General features: G+C 43.0%; 13 protein-coding genes. 6 read left to right on the forward strand and 7 right to left on the reverse strand.

The features are described 5' to 3' along the window. Nucleotides 1–233 precede the first annotated feature (233 nt). The 4 genes from LZD49_RS17240 to LZD49_RS17255 all read right to left on the reverse strand — a co-directional run bounded on the left by LZD49_RS17240 (nucleotide 234) and on the right by LZD49_RS17255 (nucleotide 5,993). On the reverse strand, nucleotides 234–3,377 hold the full coding sequence (locus LZD49_RS17240) for a DUF3427 domain-containing protein (RefSeq protein WP_234668816.1): 3,144 nt from the start codon (nucleotides 3,375–3,377) through the stop codon (nucleotides 234–236). Nucleotides 3,378–3,480: 103 nt separating this feature from the next. Then, the gene (locus LZD49_RS17245; protein WP_234668817.1) at nucleotides 3,481–4,266 is read right to left on the reverse strand and encodes a DUF2971 domain-containing protein; all 786 of its coding nucleotides are present in this window, start codon (nucleotides 4,264–4,266) and stop codon (nucleotides 3,481–3,483) included. Between the two features lie 181 nt (nucleotides 4,267–4,447). Then, a complete protein-coding gene (locus LZD49_RS17250; protein ID WP_234668818.1) occupies nucleotides 4,448–5,695 on the reverse strand; it encodes a type II toxin-antitoxin system HipA family toxin in 1,248 nt (415 codons plus the stop codon). A gap of 1 nt (nucleotide 5,696) precedes the next feature. Beyond that, the gene (locus LZD49_RS17255; protein ID WP_234668819.1) at nucleotides 5,697–5,993 is read right to left on the reverse strand and encodes a helix-turn-helix domain-containing protein; all 297 of its coding nucleotides are present in this window, start codon (nucleotides 5,991–5,993) and stop codon (nucleotides 5,697–5,699) included. A 152-nt stretch (nucleotides 5,994–6,145) separates the two neighbouring features. On the opposite strand from LZD49_RS17255, the gene LZD49_RS17260 reads away from it, so the two are divergent. Then, on the forward strand, nucleotides 6,146–6,742 hold the full coding sequence (locus LZD49_RS17260) for a hypothetical protein (RefSeq protein WP_234668820.1): 597 nt from the start codon (nucleotides 6,146–6,148) through the stop codon (nucleotides 6,740–6,742). Between the two features lie 100 nt (nucleotides 6,743–6,842). Here LZD49_RS17260 and LZD49_RS17265 read toward each other — a convergent pair whose 3' ends face one another. Next, nucleotides 6,843–7,259 carry a hypothetical protein gene (locus LZD49_RS17265; protein WP_234668821.1) on the reverse strand — a complete coding sequence of 139 codons (417 nt, stop codon included), beginning with the start codon at nucleotides 7,257–7,259 and terminating at the stop codon, nucleotides 6,843–6,845. 557 nt (nucleotides 7,260–7,816) lie between these two features. Here LZD49_RS17265 and LZD49_RS17270 point away from each other — a divergent pair. Together LZD49_RS17270 and LZD49_RS17275 are read left to right on the forward strand one after the other, a co-directional pair. After that, a complete protein-coding gene (locus LZD49_RS17270) occupies nucleotides 7,817–7,969 on the forward strand; it encodes an Arm DNA-binding domain-containing protein (protein WP_234668822.1) in 153 nt (50 codons plus the stop codon). 59 nt (nucleotides 7,970–8,028) lie between these two features. Further along, nucleotides 8,029–8,442: a phage integrase SAM-like domain-containing protein gene (locus LZD49_RS17275; protein ID WP_234668823.1), complete on the forward strand. Its 414-nt coding sequence runs from the start codon at nucleotides 8,029–8,031 to the stop codon at nucleotides 8,440–8,442. Nucleotides 8,443–8,499: 57 nt separating this feature from the next. On the opposite strand, the gene LZD49_RS17280 is transcribed toward LZD49_RS17275, so the two are convergent. Then, on the reverse strand, nucleotides 8,500–8,883 hold the full coding sequence (locus tag LZD49_RS17280) for a helix-turn-helix domain-containing protein (RefSeq protein ID WP_234668824.1): 384 nt from the start codon (nucleotides 8,881–8,883) through the stop codon (nucleotides 8,500–8,502). Nucleotides 8,884–9,024: 141 nt separating this feature from the next. On the opposite strand from LZD49_RS17280, the gene LZD49_RS17285 reads away from it, so the two are divergent. The 3 genes from LZD49_RS17285 to LZD49_RS17295 all read left to right on the forward strand — a co-directional run bounded on the left by LZD49_RS17285 (nucleotide 9,025) and on the right by LZD49_RS17295 (nucleotide 11,147). Further along, nucleotides 9,025–9,816, forward strand: a complete 792-nt coding sequence (locus LZD49_RS17285) for an SDR family oxidoreductase (protein WP_234668825.1) — start codon at nucleotides 9,025–9,027, stop codon at nucleotides 9,814–9,816. A 21-nt stretch (nucleotides 9,817–9,837) separates the two neighbouring features. Further along, nucleotides 9,838–10,095, forward strand: coding sequence for a nuclear transport factor 2 family protein (locus LZD49_RS17290; protein WP_234668826.1), 258 nt, complete (start codon nucleotides 9,838–9,840; stop codon nucleotides 10,093–10,095). A gap of 416 nt (nucleotides 10,096–10,511) precedes the next feature. After that, nucleotides 10,512–11,147: a hypothetical protein gene (locus LZD49_RS17295; RefSeq protein WP_234668827.1), complete on the forward strand. Its 636-nt coding sequence runs from the start codon at nucleotides 10,512–10,514 to the stop codon at nucleotides 11,145–11,147. Nucleotides 11,148–11,232: 85 nt separating this feature from the next. Here the strand turns inward: LZD49_RS17295 and LZD49_RS17300 are convergent, their stop codons facing one another. Continuing rightward, nucleotides 11,233–12,636 (reverse strand): hypothetical protein, encoded by a 1,404-nt coding sequence (locus LZD49_RS17300; protein ID WP_234668828.1) that lies wholly within the window; start codon nucleotides 12,634–12,636, stop codon nucleotides 11,233–11,235. Between the last annotated feature and the right edge of the window lie 182 nt (nucleotides 12,637–12,818).

A 12,818-nucleotide genomic window follows, 5' to 3' on the forward strand; every position in this document is an offset into this window, starting at 1 on the left:
CTGTGAATTTCCTCCGGCTTTGTTTCATTTTCTCATCGGTTTAATGTCAAGTTACTAAACTTAACCGATGGCCTCAATTTTGGGGAGTATTACAAGGCATTATCGAATGAATATAACGATGGGAAGCTTTGCGAATCATATCTTTGGCCTGACGTCAACCTAAGGAGCTGCATTCGTGAAGCGCTACTCGTCCTGTCAAGGGTGACACTCACACTAGCTACCATAAATTAAACTCACCCAACCGCCATCTTCGCCATCTCCTTCCAGATATAATGCGGAGCTGATTCGCGCAATGCCCAATTGATACTCATCGGCTTCGCTCCGTAATGGTCGATGTAATCCGCCAGGCCCAGGAAGACATAGGCAATCGTATTATTGAATTCATCATTGTTCTTCTCCCGCACAAAAAGAAGGATCGATTTCTCCGTTTGCTTTTGCCTTACATATGACAGCCCCTTGCCAGTTTCCGGCCGGGCCGTGTTTTGAGATTGCCAGTGAAATATCTTCTCACTGACTGCGTAATCGTTATACAATGTTGTTGGAGAGTAGTTTGCTTCGGTCTTTTCAAGCGTTATGAGCAGCAGCTCGGCATTCTTTGCTTCCAGGTTTACGACCCCCTCGCGGTTGCTGGATTTCCTTTCAAATGTGTTTTCTCCGAAAGCGGCCAAGATCTGTTCTCTTGAATACCGGCTATGTACTTTGAGTGGTTGAAGGAAAGGCAGATCAGCGTCCATTTCGATGTGGGCAATTTTGTCGATAACAAGTTCGAGCAGCTCGACCATTTCACTCACTAACTGTTCGTTTCTTCCAATTTTTGCAATACTTGCCGATAAGTCCTCTGCTCCACCTGGGCTTTGCCAAAAGTCGTAGTGAAGCATGGTCAGCATTAATTTTTCATGATTGGGCAACGCATTTACATCTACCTGAAACTTCCGCTTCGCCATCCTTAGAATGAATGACAAATAGCTGAATGAATTACAGCAGAGCCATTTTTTCAGGATCGTGCGCTTCGTCTCTTCCTCATTGATTGGCGATAGATCATCTAACCGATTCGCCAACTGACAGAGTTTGCTCCAAGTCCCTCGCTTGTAGATCGCTTGCAGCGGAATGTTATGGAAAGCGACAAAGTTTTTAAGCGATAACTGCAGTGTGGTTTGATGCCGAAAATTGGCGATTTTGGTAACGAGCTGATTCGTATTAAGCTGGGTCGCCGACCTAATATTTTTTAGAATGATTTCCTTTGCCTTCTTTTCCAAAACAATGGAACATCCCAATGGCAAATGTGGAAAATCACGTTCGAGCTCTTCCAGTGTGGAAGTATTCGTTTTGCCGATGAGCGCTCTGAATTTACCTTCAAAATCGTATTCCGGCCGGGCATTGCCAACAAAGTCAAGAACAGTCAGGCACTCCTTACCTTCTGACAGTCGCAAACCCCTACCAAGTTGTTGAAGAAAGACTGTCAAACTTTCGGTAGGTCGTAAAAACAGCACTGTGTCAATTTCTGGGATATCGACCCCTTCATTAAAAATATCAACCACGAAGAGGTAATTGATATCCTTTCGCAACAATTTAGATTTGATGGTGGATCTCAGTTCTTCACGGTCGCCTCCGCTGATAAGGTAATCCGCTTTTAGCCCCGCAAACGTAAACTTTTCTGCCATGTAGATGGCATGTTCCCGAGTTACACAAAAACCTAATGCCCTGACATCCTTATAGTCTGTGAGATAGTTTCTGCAATGATTAATTATTTCTCCCACCCGAAGATCATTGTGTGTGTAAATTCTTGTCAGCTCGCTTGGGAGATAGCGTCCATTCTGCCAGGTCGCATTAGATAAATCTGTACTGTCGCTAATTCCAAAATATTGAAATGGACAGAGCAATTTTCTGTTCATCGCCTCAGGCAATCTGATTTCGGCTGCAATTGTATCACAAAAATCCGCCAGAATATCAGCCCCGTCAGTACGCTCGGGAGTCGCGGTTAAGCCGAGAAGCACCTTCGGCTTAAATTTATTTAGAATTGGGCGATAGCTATTTGCGGCGATGTGGTGCACTTCATCAACGATAATGAAGTCATAATAGCTTTCCGAAAGTGGTAGCTCCTGAATGCGATTTGCAAGAGTCATCACGGACGCAAACACAACATCGTAATTGTCTGGCTCAATGCCGTCAACCCAGAGATCGCCAAAGTTGTTGTTACGCAGAACGCCCGCAAAAGTCGCCCTTGCTTGCATAAGTATTTCCTTTCTGTGTGCGACGAAAAGCAGTCTCGCATGGGGCTGCGTTTTAAGAAAGTTCTTGAAATCAAATGCCGAGACTACCGTTTTGCCTGTACCGGTCGCAGCGACAATCAAGTTTCTATACCTATTATGAATTTGCCTTTCTGCTAAAAGCTTTTCTAAAATCTCCTCCTGGAACGGCAAAGGCTTTATATCAAAGAAAGAAGTCCCTTCGACCTGGCCTTTGTTCTTCTCTCTTCCAAGGGCCACTTTTAGTTTCTGCGAATGTTCCCCTGACCGGAAAAATTCAAATTCTCCGTCTTGCCAATACGTTTCGAAAGTCTTTGCGAATTTGTCTATGATGTGACCAACTTCCTGAGTCGTTACTTTCAAGTTCCACTCCAATCCGCTGGTAAGCGCGCTTCTCGAAATGTTGGATGAGCCAATGTAACCCGTATTGAAGCCCGTATTTCGGAAGAACAGATAAGATTTAGCGTGTAGCCGCTCGTTTTCAGTATTGTATGAGACCTTCACTTCACAATTGGGCAATCCGGCTAAAAACTCCACTGCTTTCAAGTCGGTCGCGCCCATGTAGGAGGTCGTGATGATTTTAAGGGAATTACCTCGACGCGTGAATTCTTCTAGTTCTTCCTGGAAGATTCTAATACCCGACCATTTAATGAAGGAAACCAGGAAGTATATCTTATCAGAAGAGAGAATTTCTTTTTTCAACTCACTTTCAAGCGAAAGCCCTACATTGGAACCTGTGAATAACTCGCTTTGTCCTAAGCCTGTAAATGGGGTTATTTCCTTAATATGTTTTTCAAAATCGGAGAAAGGCGCATCCATTTTCGCGAATACAGCATTCAGGATTTTTCCATTTAGGGAGATTAAATCCTCGTCAAAATCAGCGTGCTCAAGCTCTGTGCGAAGCACGCTTATAATTTTGTTAGATACTTTAATTTGACGTTCAATACTGTCATCTCCCGTAAGCAAGCTCAGACCGTAGTTCAAAAGGCGACTTACATGCTGACTAAGCAAGCGAGCGACCTCACTCTTTTCGATAGGTGTTTCCTTGACAAAGAATTGTTTTTTATCGAGGGAGCTGATCTTTGAATCGATAAGCTTGGTTATTAAATTCTCGTAGAGGCCTTGCTGCATAGGGAGCGTTTAGAAATAGTATGGCAAAAATGATGTTACTTGATCCTTCTCGGCTTTCATAAGTAGGTATTTATAGCCCGAATACCTTAATTGTCGATTACTCTCAATTGACGCTCTCAAAAATCACCTCATATTCATTCTCGTCAATAACACCCTGAAAAACACCCACATGTGAGAGGTCTGGACGAGCCAAGATCTTTAGAATGTCTTCCTTCAAAGTTGCATTAGAATTTACTCCTAAGAAGACGTTTAGTATCGATGCTGCCTCTAATCCTTTGACAAAAATTCCCGGCGATACCTCTCGAACACCTTCATCATTAAGCGTTGTCAACATCCTTAATTCTTGCTCATATTTCCAGTCGAGACTCTTCATTAGAAATATCTTCCTCAACAAGCTTGACAAACCTTGGGCGTTGTCAAGTGAATCCAGTAAGGTAGCCGACGGTCTTTGTCCCCTGTATGATACCTTTTGTAGTGATCTGAATAATTTGATCTTCGACTTGGCATTTTGGAAAATTTGTGATTCCGGCCTTAATTCGATCACAAAACCCTTATGCTCAAAGGCATAATGACTCCACATTGTTAAATTATCGTTTCGAGTTGTAAGACTTAGAATACCAAATCTGTTATTCAGGTCATTTTTCAGGTTGAAATTAAGTCCTGGCTGCTTGGCAGTTAAATGCAGTAATATAAGTGGATCTAAAAGTGTACTAAATAGCGTCGGAAGCTGAGATGATTTCAGAAATTGTTCAATCACTTTCTTTTCCGCAGGAGAGAGAAAAGACAAATTCTCATCGATTACATTTGGAATCAGATTTTGAAAATCTTCTTGTATCTCGAAATTCGACAATAAAGGACCAAGAAAGTTCCTGTATTGAGATTCCGTCATTAAAGCTGATACGTTTAATAATAGCTCGAATGGATCGTTTAATTCGTTCGGCTGCGTGAATCGAATGGATAAGTTTTCGAGGATATTGATCCTGTCCGGGTGAACATATTTAAAGAGTCTCAAGGTGCTGCTATATTTAAACTCATATGAATTAATACAAGACCTTCGATAATAAATAATACTAAATTCTAAACGCCGCAGCCATCAACGTCTGCTCGCCACGACTTATTCCAATTTCACTAGCCAATTTCTGCCATCCAGCCACGGCTGATCTTACTTCTTCTATGATGCCATCGATATCCTTCTTCCCCAAACGAAAGTAGACGCCAACCTGCTTAGCCAGGTCCAAATCAAGTTGATTGCTGTCCATATCAATATTCAGCGCAAGTCCATCTTTATCAATCGAAGGATTAATATCAAAAGCTGGCGAAAGCCTCCATCCTGAGGAAGTGAGTAAGAAGCCGTGATTCCGCAAATGGTCATCCGTATTGGATATGAGGATGTTGAATACCAATCGTCGCCATAGCTGGGCTAGGTCTTCGGCCACGTTGGCTCCTGAAAACTGTATAAATTCGACTATATCAAGATATGAAGGAATATCGTCGCGAATCAGTTCTTCATTCTTACCTGTCATGGTCATGGCGGAGGCAAAATGAATGCGCGAGCTCTTTACCCGGTCGAATCGCTTTGTGAAAAAAGTATGATACTTTCCCGCCACATGCTCTAATTTGCTTTCGGCCATCTCGATTCCTGCATTTGTCGCCAGTCGATAAGCCAGGTATTCCCATGCTGCCCTGTCTAGTGTATCATTTTTTGACGGAAATTTAGCGATCCAGGGCTGCCCCTTCTCGTCAAGGATGTTCGCTTTCGGTCTTGCCCCACCCAAAGAGGAGCCCGGCGCCATCAACATCGCTAGCCATTTTCTCACTTCCGCAGTGTCTTCGTTGGATTCTATGAGCTCCGCTCTATGTTGAAGTTCGCGGATCGTCGCCCATGGCGGTGTAGGCGAAACAGAATTGTTGTCTAAAAATGGGCCGTCAGGATCAAGTTTGAACCGTAACGCACCCATTCGGCTTTCGTCATGGACTCCTAGCAAAAAATCTATATCATAAAGGGTAGATGCCTGCTTTCCATTTTCCTTTGCTACGATGGACGCTCTTCTCTTCATAAGCGTGCGCCCCCAGGTATCCGGCATCGAGTCGAGAAACACGCCAAAATTCTCCTTTTGGTTAGGATACTGCGCACCGCCAAACCAGGCGATGTCAGGATCGAGCAGAAATTGCTCAAGAGAAGCGATCCACCCTCCATTATATGTAAAGCTGAATGATTTCCTACCCTTGGCCTGTTGCGCAGAAAGGGTCCCGATCAGCTTTGGCTCCTTCATGCCAATCCAATCCGCATAAACATAAATGTCCGTCCGGTCTGCCATACTAAGACTTGCCAATCAGTTTCAAATCCTGCAATTTTCTGCCCAACTCATCATCAGCCGCCAATTTGAGAAAATCGTCTTGCAAACCCAGGACTCGCAGGACATTGAAATACGCTCCTATCGATACGCTAGGGTTACCTTTCTCAACGTGGTACAATGTAGTACGATCAATCCCCGCCCGCTCAGATACCTGAATGGTTGTAAGTTTCCGCCGCTTGCGGGCCAGTTTTATGTTTTCACCGAGTTGTTCCAGGATTTTCTGGAACCGGGGTAGCACAATTTGCTTTTTAGTCCGCATAATGTTGATTATTACAAACAAAAATATAAATAATGTTGAAGATAATCAACATTATTTATAGGCCATGCTCCATCTCGTAGTCCCGGAGGATAATTTCGGGTGCCTGCCAAGCCGTTAGAACTTCACTAAGCATTATATTGCTTTTAACATCTATGTCTTCTACCATGAACCTTTGGACTGAGTCGAAATTTCTTGACGGGATCATTAAATTGGCTAGTGAACTGAAAAGCCCTACAACGGAGAAAATCTCTAAAACTTTACAGTTAGAGCATCGGGATGTCGCCTGCTTTTGTGAAGAATTAAGAGATAAAGGATACTTAGCTCTACTGCCAATTAGTACCAAAGGAGGTTACCGAGGACAAGAATATATTGTAACAGTAACCAATAAGGGACTGAATTTTTTACTCACCGAGGGAGGCTTTAAGCGGCAATTCTTCAATCGGGCCTTGGATCAAAGCTGGAAATTAGTCAAAATATTCGCAGCCGTAGCCAACAGCATAGCGATCTTGGTACTATCATACCTCTCCTACGATTTTCAGAAGCAAAAGGATGAAAGGGAGTTAAAGCTGAAAGAGCAAGAACTAACTATTAAGCGTCAGGACGCCGATGCTGCGCGATTAAAAGACTCAACAGAGAGAATTTTGCTCAACAAGCAACGGCAAATGGACTCTATTCAAAACGTACACAAAGAACTTTTGAAAAAGCTGAAAAAAAGTACGGACGATTTACAGAAGTCCCCGTTTGCATAGATTGGTATCCCACCAACACCTCGCCTTTATTGGTACCAATAGTTACCAAATCCTTATTTTTCTAAAGCGAAAAGGCCATGTATACCACTTGATGTCTAGTCTACCTGCTCACCCAATAAAACTCGCATTTACTATATTTCTCGAGAAGAAACGAAAACGAAGGAAAGTCACGCCGGATGTAAGGGCCAGTCATATGATCATAACTAACAAACAATAATTCACCTTGCCAAAAAAGGCGTTGATGAACGATCTTATCGTAAATTTCAAACTCCTCAATTTTTTTGATCAGATCTTCGTGGTTGCCTTCACTGATTTCTATATCCCAGCCGTTGCCGCGATACGGAATTTGATACTTAGAGAAATCTACTGGAATCCTTTCCCAGGAATCTTCGGTGATGTTCCAAATGGAGCCTGATGGCGCGTTTGCAATGATGTCAGTTAACAGATCTTTCTCTGTGAGCATGTTTTGTAGCGCTTTGTCCCAACGGAAATATGAGACCGGGTCTTCGTCTTTCAAAGGGGCACGAAATTTTGTAACTTTACCCCAGCAACATCACAGTTACCACCGCCAAAACCCACAGGCATTTTACAACCTTTGAACACCCAAAACCACCCGAAAACTCACCCAAAACAAGCGAAAATCCACCATTAAATCGAGCAATTTTCGCTAAAAGAATTATACATAACAAATATACTGTTGTACTATATGTATAAAAAATAGTGAGTCTTTCGTGTAGTTCACCTCAAATAAAGGAGGCAAATCCTTGACTACGAGCCCATTAAAGGCAAAGTTCGAGACCCGTCTCCCTCCGCGCGGCGGCCGCCCTTGAAATAAATTCAAAGTCAAACAAAATGCCTGTAACTCAATGATTTGCGGGCATTTTTGTTTTTCAGATCATATCAAAAAATGCAAAAATTCCCATGTTTTCCAGCGTCATTCGTGTAGTTCGACGCTTTGCGAAAAAAGACGCTGGAAAATGCCCGTAAGTTTCTGATTGACAAGCTGTTTACGCCGTAAACATCTTGTTTGGAAAGGCCGGTAACGCGATATTTAACCACTTAAATGTTAGCGTCATGTTGGAAAAAAATTTCGGCCTGTTTTTCTATCTAAAACAAGCCAAGAATCAGAAGGACGGTTTACGTTACGTTTACCTCAGAATTACCGTCGATGGCAAGCCCGTCGAAATGTCTACAAACAGCTTTGGAGCCCTGCCAGATGGAATGTAGATGCAGGGCGAGCCATCGGCCAAAAAGAAGATACCCGCACTCTCAATGCCTATCTGGACATGCTGAGTTCAAAAGTTTTTCAGGCAAAGAAGATGCTGATCGAGGATGACAAGGAATTGTCCGCAGAGGCATTGAAGAATGTTCTGCTTGGAAAGAGCAATGAGACTCGCACTATCCTTGAAGTCTTCCAGCGCCATAATGAGCAAATGGAGGCACTAGTCGGCCAGGAATTCGCACCGCTTACTTTAAAGCGCTATAAGACCGCCAAGGAGCATACCGCCTCCTTCATCAAGTGGAAGTACAAGAAGGACGACTTTGAAATCAAAGACCTGAATTTTGAATTCATTACTGAATTTAATTTTTGGCTTCGCAGCGCGAGAGGATGCAATCACAACTCTGCAATCCCCTTCAGTCTTAAAATATCCTCGGTTTGCGACGAGGGTTATTGCATTTGTCAAAAGCTGTCCACATAGGCACCTCGTTATATTGACGCCCAAAGATTAGAGCTATCTTGTTGATAAATAGATTAGCTAATTAAGGGTTATGCCCAAATCAGAACTTACCGCCTGTTTCAAAATCACCTCCCGCAAACGCTCTTCGTGCTCATCGCTCCATTGCCCCAATGTGGCAATCACGGGAATTAACGTCTTACCAAAATCAGTAAGGCTGTATTCTACTTTCGGCGGTACGACGGGATAAATTTTCCTTGTAACCAGTTCATGATCTTCCAATTCTTTCAACTGGATATTCAAAACCCTGCGGGAAGCATCGGGAATTTTACGTTGCAGTTCGCTCGGGCGTTGATAACCCTGGTCAATAAACCAGAGTAAGCGGATTTTCCATTTGCCATAAAGCACTTCACCGATCAGGTCAAGTCCGCAATTCAGGTTTGGTGTTGTCTTTCTCTCATACATATTTCAAAATTAAGCGTATGTATCAGTTAGTGCAATAGGGGATCAATTTATCCCTATATGAATCGTAATTCCGTACTTGTCTAAACTTCATTTACACTCCAATTTTGTCCTATCATTCATTTTTAAGCAAAGGACAATACAATGGAACAGTTTAATTTCAACAATGAATTATCAGGTAAAATTGCACTGGTAACCGGGGGTACAAAAGGCGCCGGAAGAGCAATTGCAGAAAGGCTTTTGCAAGCTGGTGCAACCGTTATTATTACCGCGAGGAATGCGCCGGAAGAAGAAAACAAGAGGTTGCATTTCATTCCCGCTGATTTAAGTAAGGCAGAGGGATCGCAAAAGGTGGTCAGCGAGGTGCTATCCGCTTATGGAAGGCTGGATATTCTGGTAAACAATCTTGGATCGTCATCAACGCCTGCCGGTGGATTTGCTGTATTGAGTGATGAAGATTGGGAATCAACGTTACAGGCCAATTTGCTCGCCCCGGTTCGGCTGGACAGAGGATTTTTACCACAAATGGTCGATCGAAAGAGTGGTGTTATCATTCACATTGCTTCCATACAGGGTAAGCTGCCTTTGTACGATTCAACGTTGCCTTACGCAGCCGCCAAAGCAGCATTGAGAAACTACAGTAAAAGCTTATCCAACGGAGTTGCCCCTACGGGTGTGCGGGTGCTGACTGTTTCGCCAGGCTGGATCAATACGACAGCATCGGAAGCCTGGCTGGGCGAACTTGCAAGAAATGCGAATAGTACGGTAGAAGAAGCGCAACAGGGGGTGATGGATGCATTGGGTGGAATACCATTCGGAAGACCTGCCCAGCCCGAAGAAGTTGCAGAATTTGTCGGTTTTTTGGTTTCGCCAAGAGCAAGTTACCTCACAGGGACAGAATATATCATTGACGGCGGAACTGTTCCCACTGTTTAACAACCTCAAAAAAAGACAAAAATGAACTTACCAAAAGTAGTAGCCGATTTAGTAGAAACGCAAAACAGCTTTGATAGCGTCGCATACGCAAAATGCTTTTCTGAAACAGCCGTAGTGTTTGGCGAAGGAAAAACGCACGATGGGAGAAAAGAAATAGAACATTGGATTGCCGATTCCAACGAGCGATACAAGGCTACCATAAAGCCTGCCGGCTTTGAAGAAAAAGAAACGGAAAGCCTTTTGATGGCAGAAATTTCGAAGGAAGCCCTATTGTATTAACCTATCATTTAGTAATCATTAATGACTTAATTCAGTCATTGAAATTTACAGGGTAAAGAAGGAATGGCTAGCATTAGCCATTCCAATTTCTATTGCTGTCAACAAAGCGCTCCCAGCATAGCTTTCGGCGGAAATCCACTCACATACATACGCGCTAGTCACTCACCAATACTTGCAGCAGGTGAATCACAGGAATATGGAACAATGGGAAGAGAAAAGCCAACTTTGTGAAGTTTATGATGTGGGCGAGCTTTGCTATACCTATTTTCCCTATGAAATGGCAGCAGCGAGCTGAGTCATCTGAAACAATGGTTTGGCAAATGCGAATTATCATCAGTTAGATGTATCTCAAAAGGCTCTGCTTTTTAGGCGAAGATAGTGCATTTGAAATTTGTCTAATAAACACGACCGTTTGCATGTGGACGCTTGAAGTTGAATCTCGGCTGTCTACAAGAATTAGTACATTTGCTTATAAATGCCTTTTTGTCGTACTCAAAACTACACGTACAGCAGAGTGGAGCTTAAATACTCAATTCAGTTGTAAAATCTCCACTGGACACTTACTAATTACAACTATCAATTATTATCTGTTACCCGTTAATAAACAAATGAGAAATTATTCTTTTGCAGTGTATTTTGTACTTCTGGGAATGCTTGCATGTGCGCCAGTGCCGAGTAGAACAAAAGAGAATATTTTTAGATATATTGATATTGGGAATGATTACCGCCTTTTACTGGGAGATAAAATCGAAAAACATTTGGCCATCTTAAAACCGGTAGGACTTGGATACAAACTGACGGGTGAAGGCTATGGTGACGCAAGCAGCATATTTATTCAAGTCTCAGAAGAAGGTAAAATTGAGAGATTTCAATTTTTGTACGACTCCGAAATTAGTAAACAATCAAAAATTGATAACTATAAATCTATGTTTGGCGCTCCAATGGCAAACAATACCATGTCGATTTGGAGAGACAGGATTACCGAGTTACAGGTAACTAACCTTCCAGACGGATCCTTGGTCATTTACTTAGTTGACATATCCAAAAAATAAGCTTTTTTTTAATTTACAAACCTATCGCGCTGTACTGCCTGGCTTTCGAAATATTTAAAAAACCATCATGGCTTTTACGTGCGCATCAGTCTTTAATTTTACGTTTCTGCGCAAAAAGCCAATCCCAGATGCCGGGTGTTTCAGCAACCCGTTTACCGATGTAGTGGTCAGCTCCGGGAAACTCTGTGTAACGCGGCTTGCTGCCTACTTTACGGAGCCCATTCACCATCTTTCGCGAATAACTTACAGGAACAAGCAGGTCCTCAGTTCCATGAAAAGCCCAGATACTTACATCGGCCATGTTTTTTACCAACTCTTCCTCGCCTCCACCGCAAACCGGAATAGCCGCCGCAAACATACCCGGATGGTTACCAATGAAATGCCATGATCCATAGCCGCCACCAGACTCACCGATAATATATCGTCGTAGGGTATCAATACTATAATGTTTTTCGAGAGAAGCTATTAATTCCATGATCGCAGAATCCACGTCCGGGTCCATCCAACTTGATCCTACTTCGCATTGAGGTACCACAAGGAAAGCGGGATGATTTCTGCGATTGTCGTAATTCGCCAGCACCGGCGCATAGGAGCCTTGGACCTGTGCTGCATTGTCACGCCCGTGCGCTCCGCCATGGTGCAGACAAAGGACGACGGGGTATTTCTGGGTTGAATCGTAGTTAAGCGGTTTCATCAGACGGTAAGGTAATTTTTCAACGTCACGACTTACAAAAAAATGCGATTCCAAACGGTCTGCAAGAGCTCGTTCCGTGGCCGAAACATTTCGCACAGGCAGTGGAGCCCTGCTTTCTTCGTAAAAGTCGGCGCCGAAGGAGATGAAAAAATAGCTAACGATAACGGACAAGAATATAAAACCAACCAACGACACCCTGGGTATGCTATTTAAACTTTTAATGGCTTTTACCTCACTACCAAAATGTATGATCCATAATCCTGTTATTGCGACCATGAGCCAGCTAAACACAAAATTAGCTTGCGAAAGCATTGCCTTCATTTGGAAATCAGCGAAGACATTGTACCAAATCAATAGTGCTATCTGAGCTGTATCGACGCAAATCGATGCGATGCCAATCCATTTCAGCCAAAAATGCTCACGACTTTTGGAAACAACCAAACTTACCCCTAATAGCAAATTTGCAGCGGATACGGCGCAGTAAGAATAGTAATACCAGCTTTCGAGGTTTTGATTAACAAGAATCTCATACACAACGGCTGTGTGTACTGATAGTGAGATTACACAAATCCAGCCCATCCGGAAAGGCCAGATGTATTGGCGACTGTAACAATAAAGCAATGCGATTACGCTGCAACATGCCTGTGTTGTCGATACCAATATAAAATAGGGCATGAATGAACCTAAGGCATAAACTCCTCGTCCGACACTCGTTAGCATCGTTGTTATTAAGATTTCCTGCAAAATCAGAATTACAAAAAGGAAGATTGCGAAATAGTAAAACTGTTTGGTCATGTGCTGTAAGAAGGGGTTTTACCAAACTTATGGAAAACTTCTCGGTGGGCTACTTGCAGAACTGTTAAAGTAATTTAAAATGCCCATTCCGAACAACTCGAGCATTTTCAAAAATTCTCGAACAAACACAAACATTTTCGACCATTCGCAACTTCCGCCATTCGCAGCGGAAGTTATCTCAT

Source organism: Dyadobacter sp. CY261 (genome assembly GCF_021440085.1).
Taxonomy (GTDB): Bacteria; Bacteroidota; Bacteroidia; order Cytophagales; family Spirosomataceae; genus Dyadobacter.

Bases quoted from the DNA above. Each gene is read 5' to 3' on its own strand.
- LZD49_RS17240 (WP_234668816.1), bottom strand. From the start codon at position 3,377: ATGCAGCAAGGCCTCTACGAGAATTTAATAACCAAGCTTATCGATTCA.
- LZD49_RS17245 (WP_234668817.1), bottom strand. From the start codon at position 4,266: ATGACGGAATCTCAATACAGGAACTTTCTTGGTCCTTTATTGTCGAAT.
- LZD49_RS17250 (WP_234668818.1), bottom strand. From the start codon at position 5,695: ATGGCAGACCGGACGGACATTTATGTTTATGCGGATTGGATTGGCATG.
- LZD49_RS17255 (WP_234668819.1), bottom strand. From the start codon at position 5,993: ATGCGGACTAAAAAGCAAATTGTGCTACCCCGGTTCCAGAAAATCCTG.
- LZD49_RS17260 (WP_234668820.1), top strand. From the start codon at position 6,146: ATGTCTTCTACCATGAACCTTTGGACTGAGTCGAAATTTCTTGACGGG.
- LZD49_RS17270 (WP_234668822.1), top strand. From the start codon at position 7,817: ATGTTGGAAAAAAATTTCGGCCTGTTTTTCTATCTAAAACAAGCCAAG.
- LZD49_RS17275 (WP_234668823.1), top strand. From the start codon at position 8,029: ATGCTGAGTTCAAAAGTTTTTCAGGCAAAGAAGATGCTGATCGAGGAT.
- LZD49_RS17280 (WP_234668824.1), bottom strand. From the start codon at position 8,883: ATGTATGAGAGAAAGACAACACCAAACCTGAATTGCGGACTTGACCTG.
- LZD49_RS17285 (WP_234668825.1), top strand. From the start codon at position 9,025: ATGGAACAGTTTAATTTCAACAATGAATTATCAGGTAAAATTGCACTG.
- LZD49_RS17290 (WP_234668826.1), top strand. From the start codon at position 9,838: ATGAACTTACCAAAAGTAGTAGCCGATTTAGTAGAAACGCAAAACAGC.
- LZD49_RS17295 (WP_234668827.1), top strand. From the start codon at position 10,512: ATGTGGACGCTTGAAGTTGAATCTCGGCTGTCTACAAGAATTAGTACA.
- LZD49_RS17300 (WP_234668828.1), bottom strand. From the start codon at position 12,636: ATGACCAAACAGTTTTACTATTTCGCAATCTTCCTTTTTGTAATTCTG.